This is a genomic window from Sulfuritortus calidifontis (assembly GCF_003967275.1).
In the GTDB taxonomy this organism is placed as follows: domain Bacteria; phylum Pseudomonadota; class Gammaproteobacteria; order Burkholderiales; family Thiobacillaceae; genus Sulfuritortus; species Sulfuritortus calidifontis.
In genome coordinates, this window is record NZ_AP018721.1 from 1,565,501 (window position 1) to 1,583,673 (window position 18,173).

The 18,173-nt window shown below is 65.3% G+C and carries 17 protein-coding genes; 10 read left to right on the plus strand and 7 right to left on the minus strand.

The window, feature by feature from the left end:
• Positions 1-162: 162 nt before the first annotated feature.
• Positions 163-462 carry a c-type cytochrome gene (locus tag EL388_RS08180; RefSeq protein ID WP_126462193.1) on the plus strand — a complete coding sequence of 100 codons (300 nt, stop codon included), beginning with the start codon at positions 163-165 and terminating at the stop codon, positions 460-462.
• Positions 463-480: 18 nt separating this feature from the next.
• Positions 481-1,746 (plus strand): FCSD flavin-binding domain-containing protein, encoded by a 1,266-nt coding sequence (locus EL388_RS08185; RefSeq protein WP_126462196.1) that lies wholly within the window; start codon positions 481-483, stop codon positions 1,744-1,746.
• Positions 1,747-1,851: 105 nt separating this feature from the next.
• Here EL388_RS08185 and EL388_RS08190 read toward each other — a convergent pair whose 3' ends face one another.
• Genes EL388_RS08190 through EL388_RS08205 form a run of 4 tightly spaced genes read right to left on the minus strand, consistent with a single transcriptional unit; the run spans position 1,852 to position 6,263 of the window.
• Positions 1,852-2,601, minus strand: coding sequence for an MBL fold metallo-hydrolase (locus tag EL388_RS08190; RefSeq protein WP_232019067.1), 750 nt, complete (start codon positions 2,599-2,601; stop codon positions 1,852-1,854).
• Positions 2,602-2,629: 28 nt separating this feature from the next.
• Complete coding sequence (locus EL388_RS08195; protein ID WP_126462202.1) at positions 2,630-4,846, minus strand: CHASE2 domain-containing protein; 2,217 nt, start codon at positions 4,844-4,846, stop codon at positions 2,630-2,632.
• Positions 4,843-5,724, minus strand: coding sequence for a M48 family metalloprotease (locus EL388_RS08200; RefSeq protein WP_126462205.1), 882 nt, complete (start codon positions 5,722-5,724; stop codon positions 4,843-4,845). The genes EL388_RS08195 and EL388_RS08200 overlap by 4 nt, the downstream gene beginning before the upstream one ends.
• Positions 5,721-6,263, minus strand: a complete 543-nt coding sequence (locus EL388_RS08205; RefSeq protein ID WP_165919101.1) for an SH3 domain-containing protein — start codon at positions 6,261-6,263, stop codon at positions 5,721-5,723. The genes EL388_RS08200 and EL388_RS08205 overlap by 4 nt, the downstream gene beginning before the upstream one ends.
• A 70-nt stretch (positions 6,264-6,333) precedes the next feature.
• On the opposite strand from EL388_RS08205, the gene EL388_RS08210 reads away from it, so the two are divergent.
• From EL388_RS08210 to EL388_RS08230, 5 genes are all read left to right on the plus strand, one after another.
• Positions 6,334-7,128, plus strand: coding sequence for an MlaE family ABC transporter permease (locus EL388_RS08210; RefSeq protein WP_165919102.1), 795 nt, complete (start codon positions 6,334-6,336; stop codon positions 7,126-7,128).
• A gap of 56 nt (positions 7,129-7,184) precedes the next feature.
• Positions 7,185-7,565 (plus strand): P-loop NTPase family protein, encoded by a 381-nt coding sequence (locus EL388_RS08215; RefSeq protein WP_126462218.1) that lies wholly within the window; start codon positions 7,185-7,187, stop codon positions 7,563-7,565.
• Positions 7,535-8,470 (plus strand): MlaD family protein, encoded by a 936-nt coding sequence (locus tag EL388_RS08220; protein WP_126462221.1) that lies wholly within the window; start codon positions 7,535-7,537, stop codon positions 8,468-8,470. Before EL388_RS08215 ends, EL388_RS08220 begins: the two co-directional genes overlap by 31 nt.
• Positions 8,467-9,171 (plus strand): hypothetical protein, encoded by a 705-nt coding sequence (locus EL388_RS08225; protein ID WP_126462224.1) that lies wholly within the window; start codon positions 8,467-8,469, stop codon positions 9,169-9,171. The genes EL388_RS08220 and EL388_RS08225 overlap by 4 nt, the downstream gene beginning before the upstream one ends.
• 87 nt (positions 9,172-9,258) lie before the next feature.
• The gene (locus EL388_RS08230) at positions 9,259-9,771 is read left to right on the plus strand and encodes an SCP2 sterol-binding domain-containing protein (RefSeq protein ID WP_126462227.1); all 513 of its coding nucleotides are present in this window, start codon (positions 9,259-9,261) and stop codon (positions 9,769-9,771) included.
• 62 nt (positions 9,772-9,833) lie between these two features.
• Here EL388_RS08230 and EL388_RS08235 read toward each other — a convergent pair whose 3' ends face one another.
• The 3 genes from EL388_RS08235 to glgC are packed head-to-tail and all read right to left on the minus strand — an operon-like array spanning position 9,834 to position 13,366.
• Positions 9,834-10,325, minus strand: a complete 492-nt coding sequence (locus EL388_RS08235; protein ID WP_126462230.1) for an FKBP-type peptidyl-prolyl cis-trans isomerase — start codon at positions 10,323-10,325, stop codon at positions 9,834-9,836.
• A 44-nt stretch (positions 10,326-10,369) separates the two neighbouring features.
• Positions 10,370-12,043, minus strand: a complete 1,674-nt coding sequence (locus EL388_RS08240) for a glycoside hydrolase family 57 protein (RefSeq protein WP_126462233.1) — start codon at positions 12,041-12,043, stop codon at positions 10,370-10,372.
• 42 nt (positions 12,044-12,085) lie between these two features.
• Positions 12,086-13,366: a glucose-1-phosphate adenylyltransferase gene (gene glgC / locus EL388_RS08245; protein ID WP_126462236.1), complete on the minus strand. Its 1,281-nt coding sequence runs from the start codon at positions 13,364-13,366 to the stop codon at positions 12,086-12,088.
• A gap of 83 nt (positions 13,367-13,449) precedes the next feature.
• Between glgC and glgB the strand changes: the two genes are divergently transcribed.
• The 3 genes from glgB to EL388_RS08260 all read left to right on the plus strand — a co-directional run bounded on the left by glgB (position 13,450) and on the right by EL388_RS08260 (position 18,171).
• A complete protein-coding gene (gene glgB, locus EL388_RS08250; protein WP_197721763.1) occupies positions 13,450-15,633 on the plus strand; it encodes a 1,4-alpha-glucan branching protein GlgB in 2,184 nt (727 codons plus the stop codon).
• Positions 15,634-15,713: 80 nt separating this feature from the next.
• Positions 15,714-17,342: a glucose-6-phosphate isomerase gene (gene pgi, locus EL388_RS08255; protein ID WP_126462242.1), complete on the plus strand. Its 1,629-nt coding sequence runs from the start codon at positions 15,714-15,716 to the stop codon at positions 17,340-17,342.
• Between the two features lies 1 nt (position 17,343).
• Positions 17,344-18,171 carry an HDOD domain-containing protein gene (locus EL388_RS08260; RefSeq protein ID WP_126462245.1) on the plus strand — a complete coding sequence of 276 codons (828 nt, stop codon included), beginning with the start codon at positions 17,344-17,346 and terminating at the stop codon, positions 18,169-18,171.
• Positions 18,172-18,173 lie beyond the last annotated feature (2 nt).

Below are 18,173 nucleotides of genomic sequence, written 5' to 3' on the forward strand. Positions count from 1 at the left end.
ACCCGACTTTGATATCCGTCAATCCGCATTTGACGATGGTAGTTTCATAATCGCCACAATTGGTAGTAATGGCCTGTGCCGAATGAGCGGCATGGACTAGAAATAGATAACAACAGCATTGGGCGGCCAACCGCCTTTTTACCCACCGTACTGGAGGAGTACATGAAACACACACTTGCCTACACCTTGCTCTTTGCTGGCGCCCTCGGGGTGGTTGCAACGGCCCAGGCCGATCCCCGCACCCGCACCATGGCCGCCAATTGTTCCTATTGCCATGGCCCCGATGGAAAAAGCCGCGGCGCCATCCCCTCGCTCGCGGGGCTGGAGAAGGACTACTTCGTCCAGCAGATGAAAGACTTCAAGTCGGGTACCCGCCCCTCCGTGGTGATGCAAAAGCATGCGCTCGGCTACACCGACGAGGAAATCGAACAACTGGCCGCCTGGTTCGCCGCCGTCAAATAAGCAAAAGGAGACAACACTATGGCAATCAATCGCCGTGATTTTCTAAAGGTGTCGGCCGGCGCAGTCGGTGCGGCAAGCCTGAGCTCTCTGAGCAATTTCGCCATCGCGGGCGCCAATCCCAAGGTCGTCATCGTCGGTGGCGGCTTCGGCGGCGCCACCTGCGCGCGCTATCTCAAGCTGTGGGACCCGAAAATCGAGGTCACCGTGATCGAGATGAACGACAAGTTCGTCTCCTGCCCCTTCTCCAACACCGTGCTCGGCGGCATCAACAAACTGGAAGACCTCACCTTCAGCTACAACGGCCTGAAGAAAGCCGGCGTCAAGGTGGTGAAGGACGAGGTGGTCGGCTTCGATACCGCCGCGCGCGTGGTCAAATGCAAGAGCGGCAAGACCTTCTCTTATGACCGTCTGGTGCTGTCGGGCGGCATCGAGTTGCGCTTCGACCTGATCGAAGGTTACGACGCCAAGGCCCAGAAGACCGTCATGCACGCCTGGAAGGCCGGCCCTCAGACCGCCACCCTGCGCAAGCAGCTGGAAGCCATGCCCGACGGCGGTGTCTATGTCCTTTCCATCCCGGGCATGCCCTACCGTTGCCCGCCCGGCCCCTACGAGCGGGTGAGCATGGTGGCCAACTACTTCAAGACCAAGAAACCCAAGTCCAAGGTCATCGTGCTCGACAGCAATGCCGACATCGTGTCGAAGAAAGGGCTCTTCCTGACGGCCTGGAAGAAACATTACGAAGGCATGATCGACTACCGGCCGAACAGCAAGCCGGTACGTATCGACGCAGCCAAGAAGACCGTCGTGCTCGACGTCGACGACGTCAAGGCCGACGTGCTCAACGTGGTGCCGCCGATGCGCGCCCATGGCATCACCGCCATCGCCGGCGTGCGCGACGACAAGGACAACTGGTGCTCGGTCGATTTCCGCACCCTGGAGTCCAAGGTCGCACCCAATGTGCATATCATCGGCGACTCGATCTCCGCGCCGACACCGAAGTCCGGCTCGATGGCCAACAACTACGGCAAGGTCTGCGCCGCCGCCATCGTCGAGCTGCTCAACGGCCGCGAGGCGGAAAAGGTGCCGGTGATCACCAACACCTGTTTCTCCGCCACCTCCTCCAACAGCGCCATCCACGTGGCCGCGGTCTGGCGGCTGAATGCGGAAGGCAAGTGGGAAACCCCGAAGGGCGCGACCGGCGTCTCCAAGGAGGAGAGCGAGCTCGAGTGGCACTACATGGAGTCCTGGGCGAAGAACATCTGGGCCGATACCCTGGCGCTCTGAGCCTGACTGCAGCAACAAAAAGGAGAGGCGATGCCTCTCCTTTTTTCATGCCCGTGACTGGCAGGCTCGGGGCAACGCGCATAGGGGATTAAATCCGACAGTCTCCTAGATCTCGAACAAGTGGCCTTCGCGTAGGGTCTGGACCAGACGGCTGTTCACCAGGTCGTCGAGTTCGACGATGATGTCCACCTCGCTGCCCGGTTTCATGTGAGTCACCCAGATCGGCACGCCCAGCTTCAGCCTGGCCAGATCCGCGCTAAGGGTTGCCGGACAATAGTGCTTGGAGGCATCCGCGATCTCGCGCATGGCATTGGGGAAGGAACATTCGACGATCAGGTGCCTGAGGTCGCCGACCTCGGCGGCGATGTTCCAGAGAGCATCGTGGCTGCAGGTGTCTCCGGAGAAGATCAGGCTGCCCCGCTCGCCGCGCAGCAGATAGCCCACGGCCGGCACCACGTGGTTGGCCGGAATCGGTGTCAGCTCGCGCGAACCCATGCGCACCGCTTGGCCAACCTCGATCGGCGAATAGCGCAGGATTGGCGCCTCCTTGCTTGGAATCCGGTTGAAGTCGGGCCAGATATGCCAGTTGAACAGGTGTTCCTTGAGCACCTCCAGCACCTCCGGCAACGCATGCAGGGTGACCGGCCTTTCGCGCCGGCCGATCACACTGTCGAGCATGGGTGGCATGGCCAGGATATGGTCGAGGTGGGCATGAGTAAGGAAGATGTGATCGATCTTCTCCAGGGCCTCCAGCGCCAGGCGGGTCACGCCGCTGCCGGCATCGAGCAGGATGTCCTCGTCGATCAGGAACGAGGTGGTGTGCCGGCCGTCGCCGATGCCTCCGTTGCAACCCAAGACCCGTACCCGCATCCCGCTCTCCGTCTTATTTGGTCGTATAGGTGAACACTCCGTCCCAGTCGGCCGGCGGCGGCTCCCGGCGGAAGTGCTCGATCCGCTCCAAATATACCCCGTAAAGCGGCTCGGGTGTTTCGGTATTCAGGGCGCGCAAGGTGGACTCGGCGGCATCCCAACGCCGGGCCTGATAGTCGGCCAAGGCCGACTCGAACCGCTCGGCCAAGCGAAGGACGGCCGCGTCCAGTTCGGCCTTGAGGCCGAGCGCCTGGTAGATCGCCACTGGCTGCGCCTTGCCCTTCACCCGCACCCGGTCGATGAGGCGGAAGGCGATGTCCGGGCAGGCCGCCCGGGTCGCCTCGCCGCAGAGCACGCCCACCCCGTACTGTTTGGTCAGCCCCTCCAGGCGCGAGGCCAGGTTCACCGCATCGGCCATCACTGTGTAGGCCATGCGGAATTCCGAGCCCATGTTGCCCACGCTCATGCGTCCGGTATTGACGCCGACGCCGATCTTGACCGGCGGCCAGCCGCGGGCCTCGAGCTGCGGGTTCAATGCCGCCAGTTCACGCTGCATGGCCAGGGCGGTGAGCACGCCGTCGCGGGCATGCCGCTCGTTGCTCAAGGGTGCGCCCCAGAAGGCCATGATCGCATCGCCGATATACTTGTCGATGGTGCCGCGATGCTCCTGCACCACCCGGGTCATGGCCGAGAGGTAGACGTTGAGCATGTCGGCCAGTTCGGCCGCCTCCAGCCCTTCCGAGATGCTGGTGAAGTCGCGGATGTCGGAGAACAGCACGGTCATCTCCCTCGACTGGCCGCGCAGGCTGTAGCGAGCGGGGTCCTTGGCCATCTCCTCGACCAGCTCGGGCGGCACATACTGGCCGAACAGACGGGTGATCAGGTGCTTGGCCCGGGCCTCGACGAAGAAGCCGTAGCTCATGTTGAGGATGAACAAACCGGCCAGGGCCAGCAGCAGGCTGGCCGGGGCCAGGCTGAGATGCTGGACCGACCAGGCATAGAAATCGAGGCCGATCGTCAGCGCAAGCAGGCCGGCAGCGACCGCCGCCGCCCACACCGGCGTGGCGAACGGCAGCCAAAGGGCCAACACCAGGCCGAATACCGCCACCGCGATGAGGTTCCAGCGCCGGGCCTGGGCCGGTTCCCATTTGATGCTGCCGTCGAGCAGGCCGGACACCACATTGGCGTGGATCTCCACCCCGGGGAAGGCCTTGGCGGTCGGCGTCACCCGCAGGTCCATGATGCCCGGCGCGGTGGCACCGATCAGCACCAGCCGGCCTTCCAGCTCGGCCGCCGGCGCCCTGCCGTGGATGACGTCGGTCGCCGGGATATAGCGGTAGGCGCGCTCCGTGCGATAGGGCACCAGCACCATGGCGTTCTCGTCCAGCGGCGCCTGGATGCCGTCGAGCGCGAGGCTGGCCGGGCTGGTCGACAACGCGCGTGCCTCGCCCGCCGCCAGCACCTGCGGCGCCCCCAGGCCCAGGCCGGCCCGGACCAGGCTCAAGGCCAAGGCGCCGTAGCATTGGCCTTGATATTCGATGAGCAAGGGTTGCCGGCGGATCACCCCGTCGAAATCGGGCTGGACGTTGAAGAAACCAGCGTCACTCGCTTTGACTTGCAAGCCCGGCAGATTGGCGCCATGGCCGCTCGCCACCAGCGGCCGCACGCCCTGCGCCGCCAGCTGATTGCAAGGCGACAAGGGTGGGGGTAAGGCACCCACCCGGCCGGCCGCCGGGCCGAAACCGAAGTAATAGCCCAACACCGTCGGACCTTTGCCCAGGGCGTTGGCGAGGCGCGCATCGTAATCGAGGCCGGGCGCCACCCGGTCGAGCAGGCGGGCAAACCCCGCTTCGCCGGCCAGGGGGCCGCGTGCCAGGTCCTTCAGCACCGGCAGGCCGGAACTCTGGTCCGGTTCTGCGAACACGATGTCGAAACCGACCGCCGCCACGCCGTATTGCTCGAACAGGTTCTCGGTCAGTTGCGCCGTCACCTTGCGCGGCCAGGGCCAGCGACCGATCTCGCGCAGCGACTTCTCGTCGATATCGACGATGACCACCCGATCGTCGACGCCCTGCTCGCGGAACAGGCGCAGCTTCAGATCGTAGAGGGAGGCGTCGAGTTTCTCGACGAAGTAGAAGTTGTACAGGCCGCCGACGTGGCCAAGCAGGAGCAAGAGGAAGACCAGGCTGACCGCCAATTGCCCGAGGAATCGGCGGCTGCGCTGGGTCATTTCAGGCGGTAGAAGCGCATGGCGACCAGATTGCCCTCGGGCAGCCCGGCCTCGGCCGCCTCCGCCGCCTCGCCCAGGCGGGCCAGGCGGTCCTCGGGATGCGGATGGGTCTTGTAGAGCAGGGCCATGCGGCTGTCCTGGGCCGGCACGTGGCCGATCTCCTGCAGCACCGCCGGCAGGGCGTAGGGGTCATAACCGGCGCGCGCGCTCAACACCATGCCGATGCGGTCGGCCTCGTATTCCGCATCCTTGTCGAGCGAGCGGGCGACGATCTCGGCGCCGTTGCCGATCAGGTTCTGCACGAGTTGGTTCTTGTTGCCCAGGCGCTGGCCGAGCAGGCCGCCCACCGCCGCGACCATCTGCGACTGCTGCAGCAGCTTGAGGTGGTGCTGGCGGATGACGTGACCGATCTCGTGGCCGAGCACGCCGGCCAGTTCCGCCTCGTTCTGCAACCGCTTGTACAGCCCCTTGGTGACGAAGACATAGCCGCCCGGCGCGGCGAAGGCATTGATGTCTTCGCTCTCGATCACGCCGAAGCGCCAGGGCAGGTCCGGCCGCTCGCTGGTGCTCGCCACCCAGCGACCGACCCGGTTGACATAACGCTGCAGGGCCGCGTCATTCACCAGCGGCGCGGCACCCAGCAGGTTGCCGGCGATCCGCTGGCCGATCAGCCGCTCCTGCTCGGGCGAGGTGTTGCCGCTGAGCAAGGCACCGATCAGATTGCCCACGGCGTCGCCATTGTCGTCCTGCGGCGTCTCCTGCTGCGGGCCAATCTGCATGCCGCCGTTGAGCACGCCGCGCAGCAGGCCGCCGAAATCGGCCGCCTGGACCGGGCTGACCAGCAACATGCCGGCAAGAAACATCACGCGCATCTTCATGGCTGGCTGCCTCCCCAGCTCTCGCCGCCGCCCGATGCAGCCTGCGGCAGCGGCAGGTAGGCGACCTCGCGCCGGGTCAAGCCGGCATCGGCGGCGAAGCGGCTCGCCTCGACCAGGCTCACGGCATAGCCTTCCAGCCGGTCCAACTGGCGGGCATCGTAATGCGCCTGCTTCAGTTCTTCTTCACTGAGGCCGCGCACGCCGGCCACCGCCACCACCTTGCCCGGATCGCGCCGGGTCGCGCCCAGCGCCAGCACGCCTTTGAGCTCGCCGCCGACATCGGTCTGCGCCACCGCGCCGCCGCGCACGGAGAGCAGGCGCACCCAGCCGGTCTTGCCCTGGGCCTGAATCCGACTCCAGCCGCCCTGGCGACCGAGCACCTCGACCGCCTGACCCTTGGCCACGCTCACCACTGCCGGCGCCGTCGTCGCCGGGGCGCTGCGCAGGGTGTCGTCGCGCAGCATCACGCCGGGGGCCGCCCAGACCGGCATGGCCATCAGCCAAAGCCATGCCGCCAAGCCTATGTGCAAACGCTTCATGTCAATCGCCTCCTTGGTATTCATGGGCAATGATACCCATCGCCCCCGGTCGATGCATTATGATCGTCTCATGCGCTGGCTCATCGAACTGCTCACCCGCAGCGGCGACGCCCTGATCGCCCGCCTCGTTCCCCTGGGACGCATCCTGCGCTTCGGCACCGTTGCGCTGGCCGGCGTCTTCTCGCCCGACCTTTACAACAGCGCGACCCGCGCGGTGGTGCAGAAGCAGATCTACTTCACCGCCTGGCAGATTCTGGGCAGCTTCAGCCTGTTCGCCGCCCTGCTCAGCCTGATTCTGATCCAGATCGCCATCACCGCCGCCCGCAATTACGGCCTGGGCGACTATGCGCTCGAAGTGGTGCTGCGCATCCTGGTCATCGAACTGCTGCCGCTGATCACCGCGCTGTTCGTCGCCCTGCGCTCGGGCGCCGCGATCAACGCCGAGGTGGCCCTGATGAAGATCACCAATGAAATCGAGGCCCTGGCCGAGGTCGGCGTCGACGCCATGCGCCTGGAACTCCTGCCCCGGATGATCGGCGGCGTGGTCTCGGTGCTGGCGCTGACCGCAGTGGTCAGCCTGATCGCCCTGGTGCTCGCCTACCTCAGCCTGTATGGCCTGCAGGCCCACGGCCTGGCCGCCTTCAGCCATATCCTGGGTCAGGTCTTCTCGCCGCTGCAACTGCTCGGCCTCTGGCTCAAGTGCCTGATGTTCGGCCTGGCGGTGACCATCATCCCCATCGCCGCCGGGCTGGATGCCCCGCACAAGCTGTTCTTCGCGCCGATCGCCGTGCTCGCTGGCATGGTCAGGCTGTTCTTCGCGCTGATGCTGATCGAGGTGGGATCATTAGCCATCACCTATCTATAGCCTGGGTCGCGAGCGACACCGAACGGCGCGCCTGGCTCGACGATCACCCCGATGCCGTGCAGGTCTCGGCCGAACTGCCTCTGCGCGCCAATCTCTCGGTGCTGGAGAACATCGCCCTGGTGCCGCAATATCGGGACAACGCGCCGACCCGCCAGGCCCAAGAGCAGGCGTGGGGCCTGCTCGATCGCCTGGGCCAGACGGGCTGCGCGGATTTACGCGACCCCGACCTCGACAGCGAGCAGCGCTTCGTCGCCAAACTGCTGCGCGCCGTGATCGGCCGGCCCTCTATAATCGTGATCGAGCGACCCGGCCTGCTGTTGCCGGACCAGCCCTATCCGGACTTCCTGGCCGAGTGCCTGGCTAAACTGAAAGACGAGATCAACACGCTCTGGATCGTGGACTATCGATGGAACGCCCCACTCTACCCACCCACCTGATCAAGCACCTCGGTCTCAAGGTCAGCCTGCTGGTCGGTACCACCGCCTTCCTCGCCGTCGGCTTCTTCATCTATACCCTGTTCGCCCGCGGCCTGTTCGAATCGACCCGTACCCTCACCCTGATCGCCGAAGACGTCAGCAACGTCAGCGTCGGCATGCCGCTCAACTTCTCCGGCTTTCCCATCGGCCAGGTCAAGCGCATCACCCTGACCGCAAACGGCCAAGGCCGGATCGAGATCGAAGTGCCGACCAAGAATGAGCGCTGGCTGCGCACGACCAGCGTGTTCACCCTGCAAAAATCCCTGGTCGGCAGCGCCCGGATCCGCGTCTTCAGCACCGACCTCAAGGCCCCGCCGCTGCCGGCCGACGCCCTGCCGCCGCTCTACACCGGCGACATGACCGAGGAGTTGCCGCTCCTGATCACCCGGGCCAAGAACCTGCTCGACAACCTGGAGCGCATGACCCACGAGGGCTCCCACCTCGACCAGAGCCTGGGCCACGTGAACACCATGACCGGCCGCATGGCCGGCGAATACGGCATGCTCGAAGGCGTACTCGGCAGCGCCGACAAGGCGAAACAGGTGGTCGATGCCGTCGGCCAGGCCAACCGCCTGCTCGGCACGCTCAACGGCCTTTCGCTCAAAATGGACCAGCGGCTGTTCGGCCAGGATGGCACGCTGGACAAGACCGACCAAATATTGAGCAACCTCAATGCGGTGCTGGTGCAGACCCGCGACAGCCTGAAGAAGGCCGACGCCATCCTGGCCAACGCCGAGGCGGCCAGCACCGACCTCGCCCTGCTCCGGGCGGAGATCGACGACAGCGTGCGCAAGGTCAATCACCTGATCAACGAGATCAATCGCAAATGGCCATTCGCCCGCGAAGCGGAGGTGAAGCTGCCATGACCTCCGCCCGCCGCCTCATCTGGCTCACCCTGCCCCTGCTCGCCGCCTGCGCCGGCTCGCCATCACCACCCGACTGGCGAATGAATGCGGCCGACCTGCTGGAACGCTATCAGCAGCGCTGGCTGGAAGGCGACAGCCGCACTGCCGAAATCAACTTCGCCAAGGCCCGCAGCGAACTGGCCCGCACCGGTCGGCTCGACCTCGCCGCCCGCGCCGAATTGATCGGCTGCGCCACCCGCCTAGCCAGCCTCGACCTTGCACCCTGCACCGCCTATGACGCCCTTTCCGCCGATGCCACGGCCGACGAAGCTGCCTATGCCCGCTTCCTGGCCGGCGACTGGCAAGGCCTGGATGCCGGCCGGATACCGGCGCACTACACCGATCTGGTCCGAGCCAGCGATGCCGCCGGGCGTAACCGCGCCGCCCAGGCCATCGCCGACCCGGCCGCCCGGCTGATCGCCAGCGCCCTGCTGCTCAAGGCCGGCGAGATCGCGCCCGAAACCATCGGCCTGGCCGGCCGGACGGCCTCCGAGCAGGGCTGGCGCCGTCCCCTGCTGGCCTGGCTGCAGGTTTCAGCGCAGCGGGCCGAGGCCGCGGGCGACAGTGCCGCCCTGGCCAAGCTCAAGCGTCAGATGGAACTGGTCACCGGCAGCCGGTCCACCTTGTCCCAGCCGGGTTCAACTCCGCCTAACTCCCCATAAATTCGAGGGACTTTACAGGGTGGTACGTTCACACTACCCTAGCCTCGGGTCGTCGATACCCAACCTTATTAGATGGAGGAGTACGCAATGCAAAAGCTTTTCACCGCCCTGTGCGCCAGCGGTCTGGTCCTGGCCGCCCCGGCCGCCCTCGCCACCCCGCTGATGTCTGCCGACTGGGCCGCCCAGGCCTGCCAACAGTGGAACAAAACCCCCGCCCTGACCGACGAACTCGCCGAAAAATGGATCAAGAACGATGGCGGCCGCGGCTACAAGATCGTCCAGATGTACCGCACCGACTGCGGTGCCGCCACCAAGGTCGAGATGAAGATCCAGCCGCAAGGTGGCAAGGCCATCTGCACTTATGGCGGCAAGGTGCAGACCGCCAAGCTGGACGACATCCGCGACTACGTCATGTATGCGCCGACCAAGACCTGGAAGGAAATGGGTGCCGGCGAATACGGTCCGAAGCGCGGCATGTTCTTCCACAGTTTCCGCTTTGACGGCCCCAACGCCGAGGCCATGGGTGTGATGGGCGCCTTCGAGGCCTTCGTCCTCTTCCCGGGCAAGATCCCCGGCGAAGACGCCTGCCCGGCCAAATAAGGCCTGTCACGCCAACAAAAAAGCCCGCTATTGCGGGCTTTTTTGTTTGGCGACCCAATTGGTCAGTGCACTTGCGCCGGCCCCTGTTCAGCGGGAAAGCCGGATTTGATCTCGTCCGGCGTCGCATCGCGCAGCGACAGGATCTCGACCACGCAGGTCGCGTTCTGGCCGGCCAGCGGATTGTTGCCGTCCAGGGTCACCTTGCCGTTCTCGATCCGGACCACACGGAAGGTGATCGTCTCGCCCTTGTTGTTCTGAGCCTCGGCCTCGCCGCCGAGACGGCGCAGCTGGGGCGGCACGTCGGCCAGGTCCTCGACCAGGATCAGCGCGGGATCCGCCTCGCCGAACCCCTCCTCGGGCGTCAGGCTGATCTCGACCCGATCGCCGACCTTGCGGCCTTCCAGGCTGCGCTCGATCTTCTCGAACAGGCCGCTGCCGGCGCCATGGACATAGCCGGTCGGCACGTCGTTCTGACCCATGACCTGGCCGTTTTCCGCCAGCACCGAATAGGTCATGTACACGACCTTGTTCTTGCCCACTACCTCGTCACTCATGACCGGCTCCAATCGAAAACGGGGATTTTAACGCAAAGATGCCCTCAGCCCTGGCCGCGGCGCATCACCCCGCCGGACTCGGCCGGCCCGCCGCCGCCGCTGATCGGCGTGTCCAGCGCCGCCGGCACCGGCTGGCCAAGCAGCTGGTAGAGCTGCCTGAGCTTCATCCGGTAGAGCTGGTCGAAGGCCCGCACGCTCTCGGCCGGGTTGTAGTCGCCGAACCACCAGAACCAGTCCGAGCTCTCGCAGGATTTCAGCATCTTCTCCGCCGCCGCGCGCGCCCGCGGCGACAGGCCCCCCCCGCACATGGCCCGGTCATAGGCCTGCTTGGCGGCGCAGAGCAGATCCCAGGCCCGGTTCTTGGCGGCATCGCCCATCCAGGTGCTGAAGTCGCCGTAGACCCAGCTGCCGGCGGTCAGCCGCGACAGGTCGCCGACACCGTTCTCCTTCAATTCCAGATATTCGGAAAAGGTGCTGGTGCGGATGTCGGGGTGGTCGGCCAGGGCCTTGTACAGCTCGGCCAGGAAGTAAAAACCGTTGTAGGGATAATACTCCCATGCGTTCTCACCATCGAGGATCACCGTCACCACAGTCTCGGCACCCGCCGCCTCATGGTGGACTGCCTCCAGCGCATGCAGGAAATGGCGTACTGCATCGGCTGCCCACCAGCCCTTATATTCAAAGCCGATCAGGTCGGACAATGTGTCGTCACGAAAAAAACAGTAGGTCCCGATGCCAGGCAGGCGATACGGCCGATAGGCCCAGGCCGACTTCCGTCCCAAATCCATGCCCGAGGCCTGCAGGCTGTGGCGTAGGACCCCTTCGCCACTTGCCACCCAGCGCACTCCCTCCTCGGCGAACAGGCGCAATGCCGGCTCGGACAGCCCGCCCTCGGCAGGCCAGAAACCCTCCGGCCGGCGACCGAAGTGGCTGCGATGGCAATCGAAGGCCGCCTGGACATGCGCCCGCACCCGCTCCTCGCCGCCGGGATAAGCAGGGCACGTCGGCAGGTCAGAATCCGGCCGCGCCTCGCGGGCGGCGGCGAAGTCGATCAGCAGCGGCGCCATGGGATGACTATGCGGCGTGGTGGATAGCTCGACCTGGCCGCGATCGGCCAGGGCCCGATAGCGGGGGATCAGACCGGCGATGACCTCGCCGATCAGGCGGAACAGGGTGCGCCGGTCGGCCAGGCTGAAGCCCTGGGCCTTCTGCATCAGGGCCAGGACCAGGGGCTGATCCCGGCGCACGCTCTCCCCGGTCCAGGCCAGGTGATACCAGGTCACCAGATCGGCCAGGTATTGGCCGGAAAGATAGTTCAGGCTGGCCGGCTCGGTCTTCAGCCGCTCGTACATCTCATGCAGCAGACGATAGGCCGGGAACGGCTCGACCATGGTCGGATAGTTCAGGCGGAAGCAGGCCGCGATCAATTCGGCCTTGGCGGCCTCGTCCAGCCGATCCAGCTCCGGCTCGATCAGCCAGGCCAGCAGGCGGTCGCGCGGCTGGCCGCTGGCGAACTGGCTGGCGTAGTCGTCGAGTTGCTCGACCAGGCTGGGCACGAAATTGACCACCGCCCGCACATCGGGCGCCGCCTCCAGGTGTGCCGCCATGTCGGAGTAATCCTTCAGGGCATGCAAGTAGGTCCAGGGCAGACGGTAATCGCCGCTCTCGGTGCGGTAGTCAGGCTGATGGAAATGCCAGCAGAGGATCAGATGCAGCATTTCAACCCTGCCTGGCGCAGCATAGGAACGGAACGCCGATCATCAGCGCACGTGATGGATGTGTTGATCGAGCATCTCCGGTGTCACCAGGGTCACGCCCTGGGCGGTCACCAGAAAGCGAGCGGCATCCGCCTCGCGATCGACGCCGATGGCCATGCCCGGTGGAATCTGGCAACCACGGTCGATCACCGCCTTCTTGATCACAACACCCTCGCCGATACGCACGCTGGGCAGCACCACCGCCTCTTCCAGATAGGCGCCCTCGGCGACATGGACGTTGGAGAACAGCACCGAGCGGCGCACCGTGGCACCGCTGATGATGCAGCCACCGGAGACGGTGGAATCCACCGCCATGCCGCGCCGGTTGTCGTCGTCGAAGACGAACTTGGCCGGCGGCAGCTGCTGCTGGTCGGTCCAGATCGGCCAGTCCTTGTCGTAGATGTTGAGCTCGGGCGTCACCCGGGCCAGATCGAGGTTGGCCTCCCAATAGGCATCGACCGTACCGACGTCGCGCCAATAGGGCTTCTCGCCCTGGGCATAGACGCAACTCTCGGAAAAGCTGTGGGCATAGACCCGATAACCGGATTGCAGCAGATGTGGGATCACATCCTTGCCGAAATCGTGTTCGGAATGGGGATCGTCGGCATCGCGGATCAGCTGCTCATAGAGGAAGGCGGCGTTGAACACATAGACCCCCATGGAACACAGCGCGGTATCCGGCCTGCCCGGCATGGCCGGCGGATTGGCCGGCTTCTCGACGAAGGAAACCACCCGGCCATCGGCATCGACATCCATCACGCCGAAGGCCGAGGCCTCGGCCAGCGGCACCTCCAGGCAGGCCACGGTCATGTCCGCCTCGTTGCGCACGTGGTCGGCCAGCATCTCGCCGTAGTCCATCTTGTAGATGTGGTCGCCGGCCAGGATCAGCACGTATTCCGGCTTGTAGATGCGCAGGATGTCGAGGTTCTGGAACACCGCATCGGCCGTGCCCTTGTACCAGGACGACTCGTCCACCCGCTGCTGGGCCGGCAGCAGCTCGATGAATTCGTTGAACTCGCCGCGCAGGAAACCCCAGCCGCGCTGGATGTGCTTGATCAGGGAGTGCGCCTTGTACTGGGTGAGCACGCCGATGCGGCGGATGCCGGAGTTGATGCAGTTGGACAGGGGAAAATCGATGATGCGGAACTTGCCGCCGAAGGGCACGGCCGGCTTGGCCCGCCAGTTGGTCAGATCCTTCAGCCGACTGCCGCGGCCGCCCGCCAGGATCAAGGCCACGGTGCTCTTGGTCAGGACACTGATGAATCGCGGATATTCCCTTTGCACAACACGCCCCCCATAAATATCGCCAGAGTCAATCGGCTTCACTTATCATGATAGCCCGAAACCCCGACGCCTTCGTGACAGAGATGACCCCGCCCACACGCCTGGACCGACTGTTTTCGGCCCGATGCCATGACCCGTTCAGCGTCCTTGGCTTGCATCAGTCGGGCGATGCGCATCTGATCCGGGTATTCCGGCCGCACGCCGACTCGGTCAGCCTGTTGCTGGCCGACGCGGAAATCCCGCTCGAACGCGTGGACAGCCGGGGCCTGTTCGAATGGCGCGGCAATCTCAAACCGTCGTTGCCGCCCAAGCTGCGCAAGCCCTATCGCCTGAAATTCCGCGAGGGCGGGCAGACCTTCGAGCAGTATGACCCCTATTGTTTCGAGCCGATCCTGTCGGAACACGACCTGCACCTGTTCAACGAAGGCCGCCTGCTCGAGGCCTATCGGGCGCTGGGCGCGCACCTGCACACCATGCAGGGCGTGACAGGTGTCCGCTTCGCGGTCTGGGCGCCCAATGCCGAGCGGGTCTCGGTGATCGGCGACTTCAACCGCTGGGACGGCCGGGTGCATCCCATGCGCGTGCGCGGCAGCTCCGGGGTGTGGGAGCTGTTCATCCCCGGCCTGGCAGCCGGCGATTACTACAAATACGAGATCCGCAACCGCCACACCGGCGAGATCCGCATCAAGAGCGACCCCTATTGTCAATCCTTCGAACTGCGGCCCGGTACCGCCGGCCGGGTGCCGCCGACGAGCGACTACCAGTGGGGCGATGGCGCCTGGCTGCAGGCCCGCGCCCAGCGCGACTGGCTGCATGCGCCGCTGAACATCTACGAGGTGCATGCCGGCTCCTGGCGCCGGCATTACGACGGCCGTTTCTACACCTACCGGGAACTGGCCGACGCCCTCATCCCCTACGTGCGCGACCTGGGCTTTTCCCACATCGAATTCATGCCGCTGACCGAGCACCCGCTGGACGAATCCTGGGGCTATCAGACCACCGGCTACTTCGCCGCCAGCTCGCGCTTCGGCAGCGCCGACGACCTGCGCTACCTGATCGACCAGTGCCACCAGGTCGGCATCGGCGTCATCCTCGACTGGGTGCCCGGCCACTTCCCCATGGACGACTGGGCCCTGGCCCGGTTCGACGGCACCGCCCTGTACGAGCACGAGGACCCGCGCCTGGGCCTGCACCAGGACTGGGGCACGCATATCTTCAACTACGGCCGGCGCGAGGTGGCTGGTTTCCTGCTCTCCAGCGCCTACTACTGGCTCAAGGAATTCCACATCGACGGCCTGAGGGTCGATGCCGTCGCCTCCATGCTCTACCTCGACTATTCGCGCAAGGCAGGCGAATGGCTGCCCAACAAATACGGCGGCCGGGAGAACCTGGAGGCGATCGATTTTTTACGCGAGATGAACGTCATGGTGCACGAGCGCTTCCCCGGCGCCCTCACCTTCGCCGAGGAATCGACCGCCTGGCCCATGGTCTCGCGCCCGGTCTATCTGGGCGGCCTGGGCTTCTCGATGAAGTGGAACATGGGCTGGATGAACGATACCTTGAGCTACTTTCAGCTCGACCCGATCTTCCGCCGCTACCACCACAACAACCTCACCTTCGGCCAGCTCTACGCCTACAGCGAGAACTTCGTGCTGCCCTTCTCGCACGACGAGGTGGTGCACGGCAAGCGCTCGCTCATCGGCAAGATGCCGGGCGATGCCTGGCAGCAGTTCGCCAACCTGCGCCTGCTGCTGACCTACCAGTTCACCACGCCGGGCAAGAAGCTCAACTTCATGGGCAACGAATTCGGCCAGGGCCGGGAGTGGACCCCCGGCGGCGAACTCGACTGGGGCCTGCTGCAGACCCACTGGCATGCCGGCGTGCAGACCCTGATGCGCGACCTGGGCCGGCTCTATATGAACCTGCCGGCCCTGCACGAGCTGGATTTCGATGCGGCCGGCTTCGGCTGGATCGATTGTCACGACGCCAACCAGTCGGTGCTCGCCTTCGTCCGCCGTGACCGCAGCGGGCGCAGCGTCATCGTCGCCCTCAACTTCACGCCGGTGCCGCGCGAGGGCTATCGCATCGGCGCCCCGGCCGCCGGCTTCTGGCGCGAGATCTTCAACAGCGATTCGGAGTATTACGGCGGCGGCAACATGGGCAATGGCGCCGGCGCGGTAAGCGAGGACACGCCCTGGATGGGCTACCCCCATTCCCTGGTGCTGACCCTGCCGCCCCTGGGCGGGGTGGTGCTTTCGCTCGATTGAACCGTCATCGGAAGGTAACGAGAGCCCTCGCGCGAACCGCTATACTGGCGCCACCGGGCCATACATAGAGAGGGGCGACGATGCAGCCGAGCTGGCAGCGCTTGAAGGAACACCGCAAGGCATGGAAGGGCCTGCACCTGCGGGCCCTGTTCGAGCAGGACAGGCAGCGTTTCGCGCGCTTCTCCCTCACCCTGGACGACCTGCTGCTCGACTATTCGAAGAACCTGATCACCGACGAGACCCTGCAGCTCTTGCTGCAGCTGGCGCGCGAGGCCGGACTCGAGGCCAGGCGCGAGGCCATGTTCGCCGGCGAGAAGATCAACCTGACCGAGCAGCGCGCCGTGCTGCACACCGCCCTGCGCAACCGCTCGGAGCGGCCGGTCAGGGTCGACGGCGTCGATGTGATGCCGGCGGTGCGCCGGGTTCTGGCGCGGATGCGCGAATTCTCCGAGGCCGTGCGCGCCGGGCGCTGGCGCGGCTATACGGACCGGCCCGTCACCGACGTGGTCAACATCGGCATCGGCGGCTCCGACCTCGGCCCGGCCATGGTCTGCCTGGCGCTCGCGCCCTACGGCCGGCCCGACCTGCGCGCCCACTTCGTCTCCAACGTCGACCCCACTCACCTGCACGACACCCTGCGCGGGCTCGATCCCGAGACCACGCTGTTCATCGTCGCCTCCAAGACCTTCACCACCCAGGAGACCCTGACCAACGCCCGCGCCGCGCGCAAATGGCTGCTGGCCCGGGCGCACGACGAGGCGGCGGTGGCCCGGCACTTCGTCGCGGTCTCGACCAACGAGGCGGAGGTGCGCCGCTTCGGCATCGACCCGGCCAACATGTTCGAATTCTGGGACTGGGTGGGCGGCCGTTATTCGCTCTGGTCGGCCATCGGCCTGCCCATCGCCATCCACATCGGCATGGACCGCTTCGAGGAACTGCTCACGGGCGGCTTCGAGATGGACCAGCACTTCCGCGAGGCGCCGCTGGAGCGGAACCTGCCGGTGCTGCTCGGCCTGATCGGGCTCTGGTACAACAACTTCTGGGACGCCCAGAGCTGGGCCCTGCTGCCCTACGACCAGCGCCTGGCGCGACTGCCCGCCTATTGTCAGCAGCTGGACATGGAATCGAACGGCAAGCGCACCACGCTGGCCGGCAAGCCCTGCCGGGTCGCCACCGGTCCCGTGCTGTTCGGCGAGCCGGGCACCAACGGCCAGCACGCCTTCTATCAACTGATCCACCAGGGCAGCCGGCTGGTGCCCTGCGATTTTCTCGCCGCCGCGCTGAGCCACAACGACCACGACGGCCAGCACGCCATTCTGCTGTCCAACTTCTTCGCCCAGACCGAGGCCCTGATGCGCGGCAAGACGCGGGCCGAGGTCGAGGCCGAGCTCGCGGCCGAGGGGCTGAGTAAAAGCCAGATCCGCCGGCTGGCGCCGCACAAGGTGTTTTCCGGCAACCGGCCGACCAATTCCCTGCTCTATCGCCAGCTCACGCCGCGCACCCTGGGCCGGCTGATCGCGCTCTACGAGCACAAGATCTTCGTCCAGGGCGCGATCTGGAACATCAACTCCTTCGACCAGTGGGGGGTGGAGCTGGGCAAACAGCTGGCCAAGGCGATCCTGCCGGAATTGGCCGATAATGCGCCGACCGACCGCCACGACAGCTCCACCAACGGCCTGATCAACCACTACAAGCGCCTGCTGAAATAACATGCCCGACAAGACAGCCCCCGCCATCAATCCGGACAGCATTCTCATCCCCTCGCCGCCCTCGTTGTTGATCGAACTGGAAAAACTGATCGATGCCGACGAGATCAACATCCAGGCCGTCGCCGAGCTGATCTCCAAGGATGCCGGTATCACCGCCCAGATCTTCCGACAGCTGGCTTCACCGATCTATGGCTTGAGCAAGCCGCCGGAAAGCCTGGGCAAGGCCGTCTCCCTGATCGGCCTCAAAACCCTGCATGATCTGGTGAAGACCATTTGCCTGCGCCAGGTACTCTCCGGCGATTCGCCCTTCTTCGAATGGTTTTGGGAGCGCTCGGCCGAGATCTCCAAACTGGCCGCCGCCGTCGCCTGGGCCCAGCGCACGGTGGTCAACGTCCTGCCCGAGCATGCCTATCTGGTCGGCCTGTTCCACGACTGCGGCATCCCGGTGCTGACCCTGCACAACAAGCAGTACAGCGACGCCTTCCGCCAGGGTGGCGCCTACCATTGGCCGGACATCCGCAAGGAGGACGGCAAGTTCCAGACCGATCACACCGTGGTCGGCTACCTGGTGGCCAAGCACTGGAAGCTGCCCGACTATGTCTGCCAGGCCGTGCGCCATCACCATGAGATCATCAATGCCGAGCACAAGGCCGCCACCCTGGTCGCCCTGCTGCAGATGGCCATCCATATCTACAACATCCGCAACGGCCAGGACGACAGCGAGTGGGAAGGCGAACGCGAACGGGTGCTGGACGAACTCGGCATCCTGCCGAACGAACTGCAAGAATTCGAAGAAGACATCTACGACCAGGTTCAACAGAACAAATAAGC

What these genes read in the sequence shown, in the direction of transcription:
- EL388_RS08180 (WP_126462193.1), top strand. Translation starts at nt 163, where the DNA reads ATGAAACACACACTTGCCTACACCTTGCTCTTTGCTGGCGCCCTCGGG.
- EL388_RS08185 (WP_126462196.1), top strand. Translation starts at nt 481, where the DNA reads ATGGCAATCAATCGCCGTGATTTTCTAAAGGTGTCGGCCGGCGCAGTC.
- EL388_RS08195 (WP_126462202.1), bottom strand. Translation starts at nt 4,846, where the DNA reads ATGACCCAGCGCAGCCGCCGATTCCTCGGGCAATTGGCGGTCAGCCTG.
- EL388_RS08200 (WP_126462205.1), bottom strand. Translation starts at nt 5,724, where the DNA reads ATGAAGATGCGCGTGATGTTTCTTGCCGGCATGTTGCTGGTCAGCCCG.
- EL388_RS08205 (WP_165919101.1), bottom strand. Translation starts at nt 6,263, where the DNA reads ATGAAGCGTTTGCACATAGGCTTGGCGGCATGGCTTTGGCTGATGGCC.
- EL388_RS08210 (WP_165919102.1), top strand. Translation starts at nt 6,334, where the DNA reads ATGCGCTGGCTCATCGAACTGCTCACCCGCAGCGGCGACGCCCTGATC.
- EL388_RS08220 (WP_126462221.1), top strand. Translation starts at nt 7,535, where the DNA reads ATGGAACGCCCCACTCTACCCACCCACCTGATCAAGCACCTCGGTCTC.
- EL388_RS08225 (WP_126462224.1), top strand. Translation starts at nt 8,467, where the DNA reads ATGACCTCCGCCCGCCGCCTCATCTGGCTCACCCTGCCCCTGCTCGCC.
- EL388_RS08230 (WP_126462227.1), top strand. Translation starts at nt 9,259, where the DNA reads ATGCAAAAGCTTTTCACCGCCCTGTGCGCCAGCGGTCTGGTCCTGGCC.
- EL388_RS08235 (WP_126462230.1), bottom strand. Translation starts at nt 10,325, where the DNA reads ATGAGTGACGAGGTAGTGGGCAAGAACAAGGTCGTGTACATGACCTAT.
- EL388_RS08240 (WP_126462233.1), bottom strand. Translation starts at nt 12,043, where the DNA reads ATGCTGCATCTGATCCTCTGCTGGCATTTCCATCAGCCTGACTACCGC.
- glgB (WP_197721763.1), top strand. Translation starts at nt 13,450, where the DNA reads ATGACCCCGCCCACACGCCTGGACCGACTGTTTTCGGCCCGATGCCAT.
- pgi (WP_126462242.1), top strand. Translation starts at nt 15,714, where the DNA reads ATGCAGCCGAGCTGGCAGCGCTTGAAGGAACACCGCAAGGCATGGAAG.
- EL388_RS08260 (WP_126462245.1), top strand. Translation starts at nt 17,344, where the DNA reads ATGCCCGACAAGACAGCCCCCGCCATCAATCCGGACAGCATTCTCATC.